Origin of the sequence: Microbacterium sp. SL62 (assembly GCF_026672635.1) — a bacterium.
GTDB classification, from domain to species: domain Bacteria; phylum Actinomycetota; class Actinomycetes; order Actinomycetales; family Microbacteriaceae; genus Microbacterium; species Microbacterium testaceum_A.
In genome coordinates this window covers 37,392-53,515 of the sequence record NZ_JAPPRM010000003.1, presented here as the reverse complement: position 1 = coordinate 53,515, position 16,124 = coordinate 37,392, and the positions used below count along the sequence as shown (strand labels likewise).

16 protein-coding genes and 1 pseudogene are annotated in these 16,124 nt (G+C 65.7%); 14 read left to right on the top strand and 3 right to left on the bottom strand.

The genetic code is table 11. The features are described 5' to 3' along the window. Window positions 1–68: 68 nt before the first annotated feature. The 9 genes from OVA26_RS17155 to OVA26_RS17115 all read left to right on the top strand — a co-directional run bounded on the left by OVA26_RS17155 (window position 69) and on the right by OVA26_RS17115 (window position 8,138). On the top strand, window positions 69–284 hold the full coding sequence (locus OVA26_RS17155; RefSeq protein WP_268105212.1) for a hypothetical protein: 216 nt from the start codon (window positions 69–71) through the stop codon (window positions 282–284). Between the two features lies 1 nt (window position 285). Further along, a complete protein-coding gene (locus OVA26_RS17150) occupies window positions 286–1,308 on the top strand; it encodes a hypothetical protein (RefSeq protein ID WP_268105211.1) in 1,023 nt (340 codons plus the stop codon). Further along, window positions 1,305–2,813: an SCO6880 family protein gene (locus tag OVA26_RS17145; protein WP_268105210.1), complete on the top strand. Its 1,509-nt coding sequence runs from the start codon at window positions 1,305–1,307 to the stop codon at window positions 2,811–2,813. Before OVA26_RS17150 ends, OVA26_RS17145 begins: the two co-directional genes overlap by 4 nt. Window positions 2,814–3,043: 230 nt before the next feature. Beyond that, window positions 3,044–4,282 carry a hypothetical protein gene (locus OVA26_RS17140; RefSeq protein WP_268105209.1) on the top strand — a complete coding sequence of 413 codons (1,239 nt, stop codon included), beginning with the start codon at window positions 3,044–3,046 and terminating at the stop codon, window positions 4,280–4,282. Beyond that, on the top strand, window positions 4,279–6,078 hold the full coding sequence (locus OVA26_RS17135; RefSeq protein WP_268105208.1) for a type IV secretory system conjugative DNA transfer family protein: 1,800 nt from the start codon (window positions 4,279–4,281) through the stop codon (window positions 6,076–6,078). Before OVA26_RS17140 ends, OVA26_RS17135 begins: the two co-directional genes overlap by 4 nt. Continuing rightward, window positions 6,075–6,491 carry a hypothetical protein gene (locus tag OVA26_RS17130; RefSeq protein ID WP_268105207.1) on the top strand — a complete coding sequence of 139 codons (417 nt, stop codon included), beginning with the start codon at window positions 6,075–6,077 and terminating at the stop codon, window positions 6,489–6,491. Before OVA26_RS17135 ends, OVA26_RS17130 begins: the two co-directional genes overlap by 4 nt. Continuing rightward, the gene (locus OVA26_RS17125) at window positions 6,488–6,976 is read left to right on the top strand and encodes a hypothetical protein (protein ID WP_268105206.1); all 489 of its coding nucleotides are present in this window, start codon (window positions 6,488–6,490) and stop codon (window positions 6,974–6,976) included. Before OVA26_RS17130 ends, OVA26_RS17125 begins: the two co-directional genes overlap by 4 nt. Then, window positions 6,952–7,692, top strand: coding sequence for a hypothetical protein (locus OVA26_RS17120; protein ID WP_268105205.1), 741 nt, complete (start codon window positions 6,952–6,954; stop codon window positions 7,690–7,692). Before OVA26_RS17125 ends, OVA26_RS17120 begins: the two co-directional genes overlap by 25 nt. After that, on the top strand, window positions 7,689–8,138 hold the full coding sequence (locus tag OVA26_RS17115; RefSeq protein ID WP_268105204.1) for a single-stranded DNA-binding protein: 450 nt from the start codon (window positions 7,689–7,691) through the stop codon (window positions 8,136–8,138). The genes OVA26_RS17120 and OVA26_RS17115 overlap by 4 nt, the downstream gene beginning before the upstream one ends. A gap of 1,529 nt (window positions 8,139–9,667) precedes the next feature. Here the strand turns inward: OVA26_RS17115 and soxR are convergent. Further along, window positions 9,668–10,126, bottom strand: coding sequence for a redox-sensitive transcriptional activator SoxR (gene soxR, locus OVA26_RS17110; RefSeq protein WP_268105203.1), 459 nt, complete (start codon window positions 10,124–10,126; stop codon window positions 9,668–9,670). Window positions 10,127–10,163: 37 nt separating this feature from the next. Between soxR and OVA26_RS17105 the strand changes: the two genes are divergently transcribed. The 4 genes from OVA26_RS17105 (at window position 10,164) to OVA26_RS17090 (ending at window position 13,452) form a co-directional block, all read left to right on the top strand. Next, entirely contained in the window at window positions 10,164–11,606 is a 1,443-nt protein-coding gene (locus tag OVA26_RS17105; protein ID WP_442786081.1) for an MFS transporter, read from the top strand. Between the two features lie 224 nt (window positions 11,607–11,830). After that, on the top strand, window positions 11,831–12,409 hold the full coding sequence (locus OVA26_RS17100; RefSeq protein ID WP_268105202.1) for a leucine-rich repeat domain-containing protein: 579 nt from the start codon (window positions 11,831–11,833) through the stop codon (window positions 12,407–12,409). 190 nt (window positions 12,410–12,599) lie between these two features. Beyond that, complete coding sequence (locus tag OVA26_RS17385; RefSeq protein WP_326493384.1) at window positions 12,600–12,938, top strand: SH3 domain-containing protein; 339 nt, start codon at window positions 12,600–12,602, stop codon at window positions 12,936–12,938. Window positions 12,939–12,954: 16 nt separating this feature from the next. Beyond that, complete coding sequence (locus OVA26_RS17090) at window positions 12,955–13,452, top strand: RES family NAD+ phosphorylase (protein WP_268105201.1); 498 nt, start codon at window positions 12,955–12,957, stop codon at window positions 13,450–13,452. 91 nt (window positions 13,453–13,543) lie between these two features. Here the strand turns inward: OVA26_RS17090 and trpS are convergent, their stop codons facing one another. Next, on the bottom strand, window positions 13,544–14,578 hold the full coding sequence (trpS, locus tag OVA26_RS17085) for a tryptophan--tRNA ligase (RefSeq protein WP_268105200.1): 1,035 nt from the start codon (window positions 14,576–14,578) through the stop codon (window positions 13,544–13,546). A gap of 837 nt (window positions 14,579–15,415) precedes the next feature. On the opposite strand from trpS, the pseudogene OVA26_RS17080 reads away from it, so the two are divergent. Next, a pseudogene (locus tag OVA26_RS17080) lies at window positions 15,416–15,625 on the top strand (glutaredoxin domain-containing protein); the annotation flags it as partial. Between the two features lie 209 nt (window positions 15,626–15,834). Here OVA26_RS17080 and OVA26_RS17075 read toward each other — a convergent pair. Continuing rightward, the gene (locus tag OVA26_RS17075; RefSeq protein ID WP_268105199.1) at window positions 15,835–16,095 is read right to left on the bottom strand and encodes a hypothetical protein; all 261 of its coding nucleotides are present in this window, start codon (window positions 16,093–16,095) and stop codon (window positions 15,835–15,837) included. Window positions 16,096–16,124 lie beyond the last annotated feature (29 nt).

The following is a 16,124-nucleotide window of genomic DNA, read 5'->3' as shown; positions in this document are numbered from 1 at the left end:
CAGCGAGCATTCTCGCCAACATTCCGGCTCCCACCCCTCGGTGGGATGGGCCCGGGTTGAGTGGACTTATGACGGTCTTGGGGTGGGTGTTCGCCATCTGCTTGGTCGTGTGCGTGCTGGGCGGCCTCGTGTCCGGCGCGGCAATCGGACTCGGCAAGGTCATGGATAACGGGCAGCTGCAGAGCAGAGGACTCGGGGGCCTGGTCGGCGCGCTGATTGGGGTGGCTGTCTGCGGCGTCATCGTCGTCGTCCTGAACTTCGTCTTCAACGCTTTCGGAGGGTGAGATGGCAGCTGACGGCACGGACCCTTTCACCCCGAGTTTGGGATGCGGGTTCAACGATTGGGTGTGCTATGGGCAAGAAGGCGTCGCACGTCTGATCGGGCAGGCCTGCAAAGCTGCGGGGAACTTCATCGGCGACATGCTCACCAATTCGTTTCTCGGCGCACAGGCAAGTTCCGGGGACTGGGATATCGCCGGCTCGCACTTCTGGTTCTGGGCCGCCGTTGCCTCGATGCTCGTGGTCGGAATCGGCGCGTGGCAGGTCAGCGTCGCGGTGATCCTTCAACAACCTGGACGGGTTCTTCAGGTCCTGGCCGGGATGGTCGCTGGGGTCATCCTCTCCGTCCTCTCGCTGCAGTGGATGCCGACCATCGTGACCGCTATGTCGGGTATCACCAGCCAGCTGACCGCTGGGTTGAACGGAGAAGCAGGTATCGGGGCCGCAATCCTCAACGTTCTGGGCCTTGGTCAAGGCCCCAACGGAGTCGGGTACGAGATACAAAGCGCCTCCCCGACCTGGAGCATTGCCACCGTTACGTCTGGCGGAGTCAACGTAATCGGCCCTCTGTTGCTCGCGCTGGCGGCCCTTGGCGTCATCGCGTTCGCCGCCTTCCTTCTTTTTGTGGCGATGTCGTTGCGGACGTTTGGGCTGATCGCATTGGTCGCGTTCGCACCGCTCGGCTTGATGTTCTACGGGCAGCCGCGGATGAAGGACATGGCGATGAAGTGGGGGCAGCTTGCGTTGGGTTTGCTGCTTGCGGAGCCTCTCGCGGCGGGGATTTTGCTGTTGGCGACGAACATTGCGGCGTCGACGACCTCGTCGAGCATGGGGTTGCTGCTGACCTCGGCGGGGATCATCTTCGTTGCCGCGTTCTCACCGCTGTGGGCGGTGAAGTTTGTGGAGTTCGCGGCGGGTGAGGTGCGCACCGCGTTGAGCCACTCGCAGTGGACGCAACGCCAGGGGAGCCAGACCGTGTCCCGGGTGGGGCGTGGTGTCGGGTCGATGGTTCGGAGGCTCGCGCGATGACCGACGTGGTGATGGAGGGACGCGAGTCGCCCCCGGTTCGTTTTGGTCAGCAGGAACGCCGGGGGAGTTTCCTGGGGCTGACGGGCACTCAGGTGTGGGTCTTGGCGGGTCTCGTCCTGCTGTGTCTCCTGTCGTTGCTGCTGCTGCAGATTTGGGCGTGGCCGGTGTGGGCGGTGTCCGTGCTCGTCGCGGTCGTCACCGTGTGGCGGTTTCGGGGCGAGCCGGTGGTCTCGATGGTGGCGACCCAGGTGGGTTTCGCTCGCCGGAAGCTGACGGGTCAGCACTCGTTTGCGCGCGACGTGTGGGAGACGCCGTGGGCGCCGGCCGTGTATGCACCCGCCTCGAGCGCGGGCCGAACGGTGACGGCGCGGGGCACGGTGAAGATGCCCGGTGCTCTCGGCGATATGGAGTTGTTCGATATTGATCACGCGGGCGGGTTTGTGTGGGATCGGCGGTCGAAGCGCGTCGCCGTCACGCTGGCGGTGCAGTCCCGGTCGTGGCAGTTGCAGGACCCTGATGCGCAGACTGCCGCGGTCGAGGGGTTCATGGCGTGGTTGAACGGTCTTGAGCACATCACTGGGATGGTGGGCGCCACGATCCGTATTCGCGCGGACCGGAGCTCATCGACCGAACTGGCCGATTTTGTGGAGGAGTTCGGCGACCCGCGAGCCAGTGAGGCGCTGAAAGCGGAGTATGCGTTACTGATCGAGGACGGTGCCGGGCGAGCCTTCGCGTTCAGCAGTGCCCTCACGGTGACGTTCGCGGTCGATCACGTGATGCGGCAGATAAAGGACGCCGGCGGCGGACTTCCCGGGGTCGCGCACATTTTGGAGGAGCGTGTCTCGGCGCTCACGGAGAACGCCGCGACCATGGGCGTGCGGGTGAAGGCGTGGCTGACCGGTGCGGAGCTCGAACGTGCCGTGACAGCGGCGTGGGACCCGGTCGCCGCGGCACGTCACCGTGCGGAGGGTCACACGTTGCTTGAGGCGGCGCCGGTGATGGGCATCGAGGAGGGGTGGTCGTGGATTCGCGCGGACGAGTCCGTGCACCGTGTGTTCTGGATCGCGGAATGGCCGCGGAAGAAGGCGACAACGGGGTTCCTCGAGCCGTTGTTGATGTCCGGCTCGTCGTCACGGACGGTGGTGCTGCAGATCATCCCGCGCGCCTCCCACCAGGCGATGAAAGAGGCGGGCAAGACCCTCACCGACATGGAGTTGGCGGCGGAGCTGCAAGAGAAGATCGGCATTCGCGTCTCTAAGAAGCAGGAACGGGAACACCAGGATGTGGAGCTGCGGGAGAACGACCTCGTGGAAGGTCACGCGCAGGCCCGGTTCCGGGGATTTCTGGTCGCGTCGGCGGCGTCGATGGACGATCTGTCCCGCGGTGCGAGCGACATTGAGACAGCGGCGCACCGGGCGTTGCTCGTGATCCAGACCCTCCACGCGCAGCAAGCATCCGCGTTCGTGCGGACGATGCTGCCGATACCGATGACGGAGAAGCAATGACGTCCTCGAGGATTCAAATCGTTGGCGTGCACGGCGCGCGAGAATCTCGCGCGGACCGTGCCGCTCGAGAACGCCGGGAGAAGCAACTCAGGGCGATGGCAACTGCGGCGCGTGCGGATGCCTCGGGGGCGTGGCCGCCCTCGCTTGTTCCGAAGAAGGGTGTCGCACGGCCGCGGAATCTGAGGTCCACGCTGGAGGTGAAGATTCCGTTTCACCGGGCGACGAGTCGTGTGCTCGCCACCGCGTACCCGTTTCTGGTCGCGTCGGGGGAGACCCTGCGCGGGCCGTACATCGGGGAGGACATGCTGGCGCGTTCCCCATTCGGGTTTGACCCGTGGTTGGCGTACGCAGCCGGGGTGGTCCGCTCTCACAGCGCCGCGATCATCGGTGTGAAAGGCACCGGGAAGAGCATGCTGGCGAAGTCGTGGGCGTGCGGGTTGATGCGGATGGGCCGGAGAGTCGCCGTTCCGCACGACCCGAATGGGGAGTGGGGTCGGGTCGCGGAGTTCGTCGACGGGAAGACCGTGAGTGTGGGCCGTTCCCGGCGCACGCGGATCAACTTGTTGGATCCGGGGGAGCGGGATGCGGTCTTGTCGGAAGAGGACTGGCGGGCGGATGTTCTGCAGTTTCGTCGCGGGACGATGAAGACGGTGATGTCGCAGCTGCGGGCGATGGCGCCGATGACCCCGTTCGAGCACACCACGATCGACCTGGTCCTCACCGACCTGGCTCACCACGACACGGTGGTGCTGCCGATGGTTTACGACCGGTTGCGGCGGGTGGAGGAGTGGACGGGAGATGAGGATGTGCGTCATGCGGCGCGGGTCCTCGCGCACACGGTCCGCCTGGTCGTCGAAGGGGAACTGCAGGGCCTGTTCGATGGGGAATCGACGGTGACGTTCGACGCGTCCGCGCCAATGATGGTCGTGGACACGAGCGCGTTGAAGGGTGCGTCTCCTGAGGCGAAAGCGCTGCTGCGATTGGCGACGTCGAACTGGATCAAAAGGTCCACCTCCGGCAGCCACCGTCACCCGCGGGTGATCGTGCATGAGGAAGCCGCCGTCGAACTGCTCAACGATGTCACCGGGGGAGGCGCCGGCGGGCTGACGGAGAAAGTCGCCGGGGAGAAAGTCGCCCGCCACGACGGGGTGTCGAACTGGTACCTGCTGCACCGCATCGCGGATCTGGACGCGCTCGGGGACCGCGGCTCGGCCCTGCATTCGCAGGCGCTGGGCCTGTTGGCGGACTGCGATACGCGGATCAGTTACGCCCAGCATGAGGGCGAGCTGGACCGGTCACAGGAGGTTCTCGGCTGGAACAGCACGATGCGCCGCATCGTGCGCCGCCTCGAGAAAGGCGAGGGGCTCTGGCAGATCGGGCCGGACCGGATCGCGAAGGTGAAAAACATCATGACCCCGGGGATGGAGCAGGTGTTCAAGACCGACACGGCGGGAGGCGAACGCGCATGAAAGGCACCGCGAACGGGATAAGCGCGATGCAATGGGCGCTGCTGTGCATGTTCCTTGCGGTGGTGATCGTGGCGGCGGGGCTGACCGGGCTGACCATGTGGGTGACCTCCTGGGTGTGCGCACCGACGCCGAGCCCCGCGCACGTGTTCGCCGGTGTGGAGACCGTGTTCCCCGGCACCGCGTCCTCATGGCAAGGGGATGCGGCGGTGTGCACCCCGCCGGTCGCGCTGGTGCGCACGGTCGCGCTCGTCATCCTGTTCCTGCTGATGGTGGCCGCTGCGGTGGTGGTGGGGAAGGTGTTGCGGTACCGCCAGTCAGACCGGCACTTCGAGCGCGAGATGATGCTGCGTAACGGCTTCGCGAAAGGGAGCGAGGTGGCGGCCTGGTTCGGGCCTCGCGCCGCCGTGTCCCGTGGGGCTCGTCTTCGCCCCTCCTTGTCGTCTCCGGCCGTGGCGGACGTCAGTGTGCGGGTGGGCACGGCCCGCCGCACGAGCGTGCACCTCACGGCGGAGGACTCTGTGGCGGTGATCGGCCCGCCGCGGTCCGGGAAGGGGCGGCGGCTGCTGGTCGGGATGATCGTGGACTACCCCGGTCCGGTGGTGACGACCTCCACGCGACCCGACAACCTCACGTTGACGCGCGGGTCCCGAGCCCGCGTGGGGGAGGTGGCGGTGTTCGACCCGCAGAACCTGTCAGGGCTGCGCACCGCGGTGCGGTGGTCCCCGATCAGCGGATGTGAGGACCCGCTCGTCGCCGCGCAGCGCGGGCAAGCCACCATCGGGGGCACCGCTCTGGGGCGCAGCGACCGGAACCAGGAATGGGGGGAACGCGCCGGGGTGGTGCTCTCCGCGCTCCTGCACGCGGCAGCCGTCGGTGGGCGCACCGTTGACGCGCTCTACGAATGGGGCGCGAACCCGGTGATGGCGCGCACCGCGGTGGACATTCTCCGCCATGACGGGTCCCCGGGGTGGGCGGAGGATCTCGACGGGGTGATCAACGGGGACCCGCAACTGTTGAGCTCTATCTGGTTCGGTGTGGCCAGCGCGACCGCACCTCTGCGGATCCCCACGGTGCGGGACGCGATGACCCCCCGGACCGGGGACGAATTCGACATCGACGGGTTCGTCCGCGACCGCAACACCCTGTACCTCCTGGGCACCGGGACCGGCGCCGGCGCCGCCGGCGGGTTTCTCAGTGCCCTCATGGACGGGGTCACCGAGTACGCCCGCAAAGCCGCGCAACGCCAACCCGAAGGGCGTCTGGACCCGCCGTTGGGTTTGGTGTTGGACGAGATCGTGAACATGTTCTCGTGGGAGGCGTTGCCGCAGCTGATGGCGGACGGTGGCGGGTCCGGCATTCAACCGATCGTGGTGCTGCAGTCGTTGTCGCAGGCGGAGAAGGTGTGGTCGCAAGCCGACGCGTTGACGATCTGGGCGGCCGCGACCGCGAAGATCGTCCTCGGTGGCGCCTCTGACTCCGATTTCCTCAGCGACGTCGAGAAACTCCTCGGCCAGCGGAAACAGCAGCAGAAGACCCGGTCGTGGAACGACACCGGGTCCTCCCACTCGTACCAGGAGACGTGGCGGGCGGTGATGGAGGCGGACGAGATCCGCCGTATGCCGGAAACGATGGGCCTGATGCTCTACCGCAACCGTCGCGGCGTGCTGCTGAACCTGCAGTCCTGGACCGATCGGGCCGATGCGGACCGCATCCGTGCCGACCGTGACACTGCCGCGAGGGAGGTGGCCGCCGCGTTCGCGGCCCCCCACGCCCACACACTGGGGAGGGACCGATGAGCAACGCCCGCAAACCCGCGAGAAAGGCCCGCATCTACCGGGACGGGTACCTCCGTTCACGGGTCTGGTTCGCCCGACGAGAGCAGTGGATCACCAGTGAGCTCACCCGTGCTGGGCGGTTGGAGTGTGCGGTGTGCGAAGGCCCCGTCGCCCGGGACCATGTCGAGTTGCATCACCTCAGCTATGCCGGTGTCACCGCGGGGGACGGCGGGTGGGTCGCGCTCGAGCAGCACGACGACCTGGTCGCGTGTCACCGGCGGTGCCACGAGTGGCTGCACCGGCTCCTCGACTCGGATACGGCGCTGCGTCGGATGCCGGACCGGCGGAAAGCAAGCCGCGCCGCGATCGCCCGCCTCCGTGCACGGCTGCGTCGCACCGTGGAGACGCTCCTCGCGGAAGGCGGGGAGCTGTGAGTGTGGCGTACGGCGACGGCGACTTCGCCGGCCTCCCCGCGGACTTCGGTACCGACCTGTCCCCGCTGGGTGTCGACCTGGACTCTCGAGCCGGCGGCGACGACGCGAAGGCGGTGCGGATTACCCGGTGGCGGGATCTGCCGACAGAGGAACGCCCGGCGGCGTGGAACGAGCTGCGGGAGTTTGTGCAGTGGCTGGTCGGCCGGTATGCCCTGGCGAGCAACGTGGTCCCGCCGTGCTGGTTTCTCCACCCGGCGTTGGTGGAGGAGTTGTCCGCGTTGCGGGCGGCGTGGGAGGCATCGTTCGACGTCGACACGGACGGGGGACTGGGGCCGATCGGGTGGCATGAACGGTTCGCCGTCGCCCGTGAACGCATCGTCAAGTACGCGTACAAGGGCGAATGCGCCCGCGGAACCCATATGGACACCGCGACCGTCACGCTCACCGTCGACGAGGGGGAGTGGGAGAGGTGGATCGCACGGTGATGGAGCTGCCGGAGTTGCGCCGACGCGTGGTGGACCTGCTGCACGCGTTCACCGACCCCCGCATCCGTGAGGCGTGGTTGCGCTGCCAGGCAATGATGTGGGACCGGGAGCCCTCCGAGGTGTTCTCGCTCCTCGCGCACACCGAGCGCACACCCCCACCGGGCCGCTTCACCTTCACCAGCGCGCCCGACGCTGGCGAGGACCCGTGGGTCGTTCTGGACGCCAACCTGCTGACCGGGCGCCCGGTGTGGCTCACCCCGCGGGGGTACCGGCCCACGGGCTATGCGGATCCGGTGTCCCGTGCGGAGGTACTGTGCGGGCTGCTCGAGCAGCTGCACGAGCCTGTCCCGCCCCTGGGGGACACCGGCGGCGGATTGGCCGAGTGGTCGGAGCACGCGAACCGTGCCCTCATCGACGCCGCCACGAAGGCTCTCACCCCGTCCGCTCACGTGGCGGCGACCGCTGCGGCCATCGTCACCCAGGTTCTCGGGCACCACACCGACGCTCACCTGATCCCGGTGCGTCGGAACATTAACGACCCGATCGACGGGTGGCACGACCTCCTCGACACCCTCACCACCGCACAATCCGCCGCCGCGACCATCCTCATCACCCTCGGCGTCGAGGCCGGAGCGGACGGACCCGCCCCACGAACACGTAGAGACCTCCCCGGCGATCAGCGGGGAGAGACCGAAGAAAGGAAGGAACACGCATGACAACGAAGATCCCCGTGACCATCCACGGGAACGTCTCCAGCGACGTCGAAACGGGAGTCGCGACCAACGGTCAGGACTGGACCCGGTTCAGCGTCGCCGTCAACGACCGCCGGTTCAACGACGACACGAAGCTGTGGGAGGACGGGGACGCCGTCTTTCACCGGGTCGTCGTGTTCGGAAAACAGGCCGTTCACACCGCCACGTCCATCCAGAAAGGCTCGACCGTCCTGGTCGCCGGGGACATGGCATTCGGCACCTACGTGGACGGGGAAGGCGTGAAGCGGGAAGGCCGGCAGATCGTGGCCGACCACGTCGCCTCATCCCATCAGTTCAACGCGGTGCACGAGGACCGGACCCCAAAAGCTGATGGCCCTGCGATGCAGCACAGCACCTCGGGGCCTGTAGCGACACCGGCATCCACGAGCAGCGCGACTCTGGCACGCTGACCCACAAGGTGAGCGGGCGGTGTACGCAGCCGCTACCCGCCCGCTCACGTCCCTCGAGCTCGAGCGACGTCCGCGACGCCCGGATCAGAGCGTGCTCAAAGATCTCTGGGGCGAGCTTTTGACCCCCACCTGGACGCGGGGAGAACAAGTCGACCATGTCGCCGAGCTGGGGGGTACATGACGCCCGCCAGATCGGCACGCCCCTCGCTGCCGTCACTCAACGTCCGTCGAATCTGAGCCCCGGTCGGGACGGCGGCGCCTGACCTTTCCCATGTATTCGGACCGGAAGCGGCTCTGGTGCGCGCTGTAAGCCGCGGCGTGGGCCGCGTCATCACCGGCCTCTGGCGCGCGTGGCGGTAGGAAACCATCAGCGAGAACGTTCGTCAGGGGATAGCCGTACTGGTCTCGCGTCGCCATCGATTGAGGGGACGCCCGAGCACCTCGGCTCAACTGCACCGGTTCAAACCGATCGCTCTTGCACCGATTGATTCGCCGCCGGGGTGGGAGTGGGGAGCCTCCTGCACGACATCGGAGACCCCGCGGGCTCGGCTCGGCTCAAGCAGGTTGCCTCCTCACGGCGCTGTGGGAAAGACGCCCCTTACCGAGCGCGCGACCTTAGGCGGGCTCGCCTGACGCTCACGCAGCGCACGTGGAGCGATGCGTGCCCGCAGGTTCCGACGCTCATCGTCCATTGAGTCGCCGCACGCACGTCACCGCCCCGCCGCGTCCGCTGAGGGGCTCGCGATCGTTGCCGAGATGCCCGCCAGCGCTTCAGGTCAACCGAAGGTCAAGCTGCCGCCCCGCCCCTGCACTGTGGCTGCGGACCGAAGAGTCGACGCCTCCAGCTAACGCACGCCCCGGCGAACCTGCGAGGGGGAAGTTCTACCGGTGGTAGTCGAAGTAGGCACCGCCGGGATAGCTCACGCACGGGCCGACGAGGTACCCCTTGGCGGCGTATTGACCTTGAACGGTCTGACAGTAGGACGCGGGTGTGTTCCACACGCGCGTCCAACCGGGCCCGGTGGTAGCCGAAGCTGAGGACGCTCCGGCAGTTAGCAGCCCAAGAGCGACGACGGCGACCGCGATTCCACGCGTGGCCAGGCTGGAAGAGTTTTTCATGATCTGAGCCCCCCTTTTTTCTGTCGCGCCGTCCCTGATGGGCTGGCGTGAACAATGTGACCCGACTGTAGAGCACTTCACCCGTGACGTCCACGATCGACTAGAGCCTGGACTCGAGCGATGCCCAGCAGCACATCGGGTCAGCGCGCTGATGGACGACCGTAAAGAGTGGACAGTGGTGGCGCAGCGGCTCGAAGGTGGATGCCACGCTGCCCCGCAGAGGTCGAGGTACTAGGTCAGCGCCCCACGCCATGGCCGAGTGCTGCCCCGCACACTCTGAACCCCGAGCGCTGCCTGCTAAATGACCACACGCTGTGGGGGGCCTGGGTAGGCAGCTCGATGACGAACTGCGATCAGCCCGGTCGTTGATCGTTTGGCGGTCTCATCTGCATGCGTAAGGGTCTTTAGCCTTAGTCGCGCCGGGTCTCCTGCCAGCGGCGGGGGCCTGTGCCGTCCTTTCCGAGCACGTCGTCTGGATTTCGTAGGACGCAGTTTCTGAGACTGAGGCAGCCGCAGCCCATGCAACCGGTCAGGTCGTCGCGCAGGTGTTGCAAAGAGCGGATGCGTGCATCGAGTTCCTCGCGCCACACTTGGGACAGGCGCGCCCAGTCCTTCTTGCTGGGGGTGCGGCCTTCCGGTAGGGACTCAAGCGCGGTGCGGATGTCAGCGAGGGGTACTCCGACGCGTTGGGATACCCGGATGAAGGCGATGCGGCGAAGAACGTCCCGGCGGTATCGACGCTGGTTGCCCGCGCTGCGCTCACTCGAGAGCAGGCCCTGACGCTCGTAAAAGTGTAGGGCCGAGACCGCCACGCCGCTCCGTTTAGCAACGTCACCGACGCTCAGGAGCGGTGCGGGCGGAGTGGTCATTTGACCTCAACTTTAGTCAAGGTTCTACGGTGACGATGTGACCTCCCCACACCGTGAAAACGCTCTGCCCGACACCGCCCCGCCAGCCGCGAGTGAGCGGCCGTCTCAGGGTTCTCCGGGGGAACCGGGGGTGCTTAGCTCGCGGTATCGATGGGTAAGCATCGGGCTGTTCCTCCTGGTGATGCTGGACGCATTCGTGGCACTTGGGGTGACCACGATCATGCCAACGGTCAGTCAGGAACTGGACGGTGCCGGACTATACCCCTTCGCGTTCGCCGGGCCTATGGCGGTGAGTGTGGTCGGCATGGTCTCGGCCGGCATCTGGTGCGATCGGGGGAACCCACGTAGTGCGTTGGTTGTCTCTGTGGCTATTTTCACCGCAGGGCTCGCCGTCGTGGCGCTAGCTCCGAGCATGGTGGCTTTTGTCAGCGGTCGGTTGGTCCACGGGCTCGCTGGTGGGGCAGTGACTGTGGCCCTGTACGTCGTCGTCGCCAGGGTTTACCCGCAAAGGTTGCACGCGAAGGTCTTCGCCGCTTTTGCTACCGCCTGGATTATCCCCTCTCTTCTTGGTCCGGTTGCAGCTGGTGTGCTTGCCGAAACGATCGGGTGGCGTTGGGTTTTCTTTGGAGTGGTGACGCTTGTGCTTTTGGCGATGCTGATCGTCGTCCCGGCGATGCGCGCCGTTCGTGGAACCGCGAATCACTCCCCGCTCGGACGCGTAGAAGTCGTGCGGATCGGTCTGGCCGTGATCGTTGCGGCCGCCGCGCTCGTCATTGCCGTCGCGGCTGAGTTGCGCGGGCTCATGCAATCGGTTGGGCCGATCGTTGCGGCCGCCATCGTGCTTATCGCGCTTCGCCCGCTCATGCCCGCCGGAACGCTACGCGCCCGCCGCGGGCTACCCAGCGTCGTCCTTCTCCGCGCCCTCATCGCCGCCACCTTCTTCGCAGCGGAGGTCTACGTACCGCTGCTCCTCATCACGCACTACGGCGCATCTGCCGCTCTCGCAGGCCTCGCCCTGACGGCTGGGGCACTCAGCTGGTCAGCAGCCTCGTGGGTGCAGGGCCGATTCCCACAAATCGGTCATGTCCTAGCGGCGCGAATCGGCGCGACAGGCCTCAGCATTGGTGTTGGGTCCCTAGTGGTTGCAGCGCTCGTTAGCGCCACACCGGTCGTCGTCGTCATCGGATGGGCCTTCGCCGGCGCGGGAATCGGACTCATCTATCCGCGGCTAGGCGTCCTCGCGCTCGGGTACTCGACCGAAGCCAACCAAGGCTTTAACAGCTCCGCCCTCACCATCGGCGAAGCGACCGCATCGGCAATCGCGCTCGCCTTCATCGCAGTCGTGTTTTCGGCGTTCGGCGGCACGGGGACCTCGACCTCATTCGCTGCGGTCTTCGCCCTCGCGGGGGCGCTCTGCGCGCTTGGGTGGCTATGCAGCCCTCGCATCGCATCACGCTGCGAACCAGCGACCCACCTATAGCCCGTACGGGTGCTTCCAAAACCGATCGTCCTCGGCTGACCGATCCCGCCGTGAGGCCCAGAACGCATTCACCAGATAAAGCCCGCAGCCGACCCAACCTCAATTCTTCGCCACGTCTTCGTTCCCCGCTTGCCTGATTCACCTTCTGTCAGCGCCCTGGCTAGGGGCTGCGGTCAGTTCGCGACCGTCAGCGCGTTCGCCGGCGGGCGCGAGAGGATTGTCGGGTGGTTGATGAGGTGGAATCGCTGCGGGACGCGGGTCTGCAGGCGGCTGTGCGGGAGCATCTGCGCGGGTTGCCTCCTGGGTCGGGCCCGGAGAGCCTAAGTGAGATCGTCGTCGATAAGGCGACGGTGCTGAATGGCATTGAGCGCTTCCACGGTCTCCGACAAATTGGGCTAGAAGGCACGGACGTCGCCGATCTCCGCCCACTCGCAGGCCTTCGAGACATTGAAGAGCTGTGGCTGAGCGATACGCGCGTGACTGATCTCCGCGCCCTGTCGGGCCTGCAGTCGCTCACTGTCCTTGAGCTTGGCGATACCCCGGTCGTGGATATTGAGCCCCTCCGCCCGCTCCACCGCCTCGAGAAGCTGTGGTTAAACGGGACGAAAGTTACCGACCTCGAACCGGTCCGCTCTTTGGAGCGTCTGGTGACCGTGGGGGTGGCCGGCGCCCCTATAGGGGATTACAGTCCGCTGGAGGAACTCAATGACCTGCAGGTCCTGGTGGTTTCACGGTCAGCATCCGCACACCTCATGGCTCTGGCGCATCGCGCCGATCTGGCCATCCATTTCCTCGATGAGTGATGCTGTTCCACGGGCGATTCGTGGCCCCTCGAGCTGGATGGCACGATACCGCCGCTTACCGCTACGCCGGGCACCCCGCTTCTCCACTTTCCTAAGGGAAGCGATGCGAGTCCCCGTGTTTGCTGTGCCGAGCGTCTCGTGCCTGCCTGCTACAGGTAGCGAGTATCCGCGCTGGTGGGAGAATTGATCTGTGCGATACGTGTTGACTGCAGATCACAAGATTCCCGATCGCCCTCCGTTGGTCGTCAGGCCCGGCGACGTTGTTCAGGTCGGAGAACGGGATACGGAGTGGCCTGCTTTCGTGTTCGTTGCCGCGCCAAACGGAACGGGGTGGGTTCCCGCACGTCACATAGATATCGATGGTTCGGTGGGCATTGTGCGAGTCGGGTACGACACCGCTGAGCTCCCCGCAGTTTCCGGCGAAAGCGTTCACGTCCTTGAGGACGATCCGGAAAGCGGTTGGTCCTGGTGTCGCAACGATGATGGCCGCCAGGGCTGGGTGCCTCACCGCGCTCTAGCTCGTGCCTGACTGAAATGCTGAGATCGTGACAAGCATCGACTCGACCTTTGCCCCCGCGATTCAAGGGACCTTCTATCGCGCCATCGATCCGAACTTCCGCGAGTTCGCGATCGTGGGATCACGTTCAGCAGGCCGCTACTCGAGGGCACACGAACCGACGCTCTATCTGAGCTCCTCGGTCGACGGCGTCGAGGCCGCAATGATCGCCCACAAGGACTCTCGATCGGCGGCGCTTGAGATCGTCAAGATCGACGTCGAGGCATCTGGCATCGTGGATCTGCGGGATGCGAGCACGCTGGAAGTGGCTGGTATCGACATCGCTCACGCTGTCGCTCCCTGGCAGGACATCGCGGCTGCCGGAGGGACGCCACTCTCGTGGCTGGTGCGCGACCGTCTCCTGGAGGCTGGCGCGAACGGGTTGATCGACCCCTCACGCAAAAGCCCGGGGCTCTGGCACTTGGTGCTGTTCCGCTGGAACGAGGCCGGCGCACCGACCGCCCGGATAACCGGCACCCACTGCTGATCCCAGCCCAAGGCCTGAGCCCGTCCGTGACCGGGGCTTGGGTCCTCGCAAAATCCATTCAAGCGACTGCGGAACCGAAAAGGTCGCACCGTCAGTAGAGCATTCCCATCGCAGCCCGCACTTCGTGCAGGGTGGCATCCGCAATGGACTGTGCCCGCTCGTTTCCTTCGCGCAGCACTGCGGCCACGTCATCAACGGTGATCGCAGCTCTTTGGGCGCGATGGTCGGCGAGGAACGCGTTGACGGCCTCGGTGGTGAGGCGCTTGAGAGCGCCCGCCCCTGCACTTCCTACCTCGTCCGCGATGTCGGTAGGGGTGCGTCCAAGAACGATTGCGGCGGTTGCCAGCAGTCCCGACACCTCCGGGCGGTTCTCGGGGTCGTAGGTGATGGTGCGCTCGGAGTCGGTTCGTGCCCGACGGATGACGGCGGCGGTCTCATCGGCCGTCATGCCTAGGGCGATGGCGTTGCCATAGCTCTTCGACATCTTGCGGCCGTCGAGGCCGGGCAGCTCGGCGGCTTCGGTTATGAGGCCCGCCGGCTCAGGAAAAAGCTGTCCGTAGCGTTCGTTGAATCGGCGCGCGATCGTTCGGGTGACTTCGATGTGAGGGAGGTTGTCTTTCCCGACCGGGACCAGGTTGCCCTTGCAGAACAGAATGTCTGCCGCCTGGTGCACGGGATAGGTGAGGAGGAGCCCACTCAGTGCGCGACCGGAGGCCGCCAGCTCGGCTTTCACCGTCGGATTGCGATGCAACTCGGCCTCGGTGATGAGGCTGAGAAAGGGAAGGAGGAGCTGGTTGAGCGCCGGCACGGCCGAGTGTGTGAAGATCGTCGTCGACCGCGGGTCAAGACCTGCGGCCATGTAGTCCGCCACGGCTTCATAAACGTTTTCGCGAATGTTCCCTGCGACGTCCCGGTCGGTGATGACCTGGTAATCAGCCAGGATGACGAACGTCTCGACACCAAGCGATTGGAGTCGGACGCGCTCTCGTACTGTGCCGAAGTAGTGGCCGAGATGCAGCCGCCCCGTGGGGCGGTCTCCGGTGAGTACCCGAAACCGGTCGGGGTGCTGTGCGATCTGTGCGCGTAGCTCCGGCATGCGTGCGGCAGTGGCAGTGAATGAATCCATGACTGCTCCTAGATCGAGGGAGCTGCACGGACCTGGGCCGCGATCGTTCGCGGGCTGCCGTGCAGCCCGCGCGTGAATGCTTACGGCTGCCTGTGCAGCCACCACCACGATGAAACGGTGAAACGCATGGCACCAGAATAGTTGCTTCCCGAAGCCCCCGTCAGAGGGTTTCGGTGTCCGGAGGCTCGCGGTTACGGTACGGAGTATCTGCCGAGCGGCGTCGTTTCCGAGCACATCGTCTGGATTCCGTAGGACGCAGGTTCTGAGACTCATGGCGATCTGGGTCAACCACACCCCAACCCTCAAGGAGGCTTGACTGTCTAGTGGCACGCGCAGGCCTCTCGGCCATGCTCGAAAAGCTCGAGGAAACCCCTACCAATCCGCCGGCCGCAACTGAGCCCGCCCCTCCGGTTGCCCCGAGCACTCCCGCCTCACCCGCGCCCGCGAGCTCGCCGGAGAAGGAGCAGCCCACCCAGGCGGGCTACAAAGCGTTCGAGCGCAAAGAAACGCGTCTCCGCGGGGATCAATACTCGGGCCTCACCGAGAAAGCCCGCCGCCTCAACCGCGTGAAACGTACGGGGACCCCGCGCATCACGGAAACACGCTGATCCGCGTCGCGATCGACCTCCTTCTGCAGCAGCGCGAAACGCTCCGTGGTGACACCGAAGACGAACTCTGTAGGTCTGTAGGTCTGTAGGTCTGTAGGTCTGTAGGTCTGTAGGTCTGTAGGTCTGTAGGTCTGTAGGTCTGTAGGTCTGTAGGTCTGTAGGTCTGTAGGTCTGTAGGTCTGTAGGTCTGTAGGTCTGTAACAGGTGGACAGCCGGCCCCAGCTGCCGAAAGTGCACCTGGACAAAACAGATGCTCGACGACACGAGCGTTCCCTACGCCGAAGTGAACATCACCGAGAACCCCGCCGCCTATGCGTACGTCACGACCGAGCTGGGCTACGGCAACGCCCCCGTTGTCGTCGTCGACGACGAAGACCACTGGTGCGACACGCGACCCGACCACATCGAACGCGTCGCCAAACTCCACGCCACCACGTAATTACTCATTTACGTAACTACTCAGTTACGTGGTTACGTTTAGGCCTGCGTGGGGGACGTCGAGGCGCGGAGACGATGACAGTCTCACGGGCGAGGCCCGCCCACTGACGGACGCGCCTCGACGCCCTGCAGGGGTAACCCGAATACCCCCACCCGTCCACGCTAAACCGGCGCGGGGGAGTGGCTGCAACGTGATCGCCGGCATCCCGTTTATGAGCCGTTGATACCGCCGCCAGGTGCGGCCGTGGCGATAATCGCCCGGTGCAACCGCTCGGCCGCGATCCTCAACGACGTCGCCCACCCAATCAACTCGCCGCGATGCTCAACCCGATAACGCAGACCCTCCGGCGTCCGGCGCAGATCAATGATCCCCACCACGCGATCCCGAGAATCAAGCATCGACCAACGTGCCGGAGGAGACTCCCGCGCCAGCAGCACCGGATGCCAGCCAGGCCCATCATCATGCACCACAGCAGTATCGAACTTTTGTTCTACTCGAC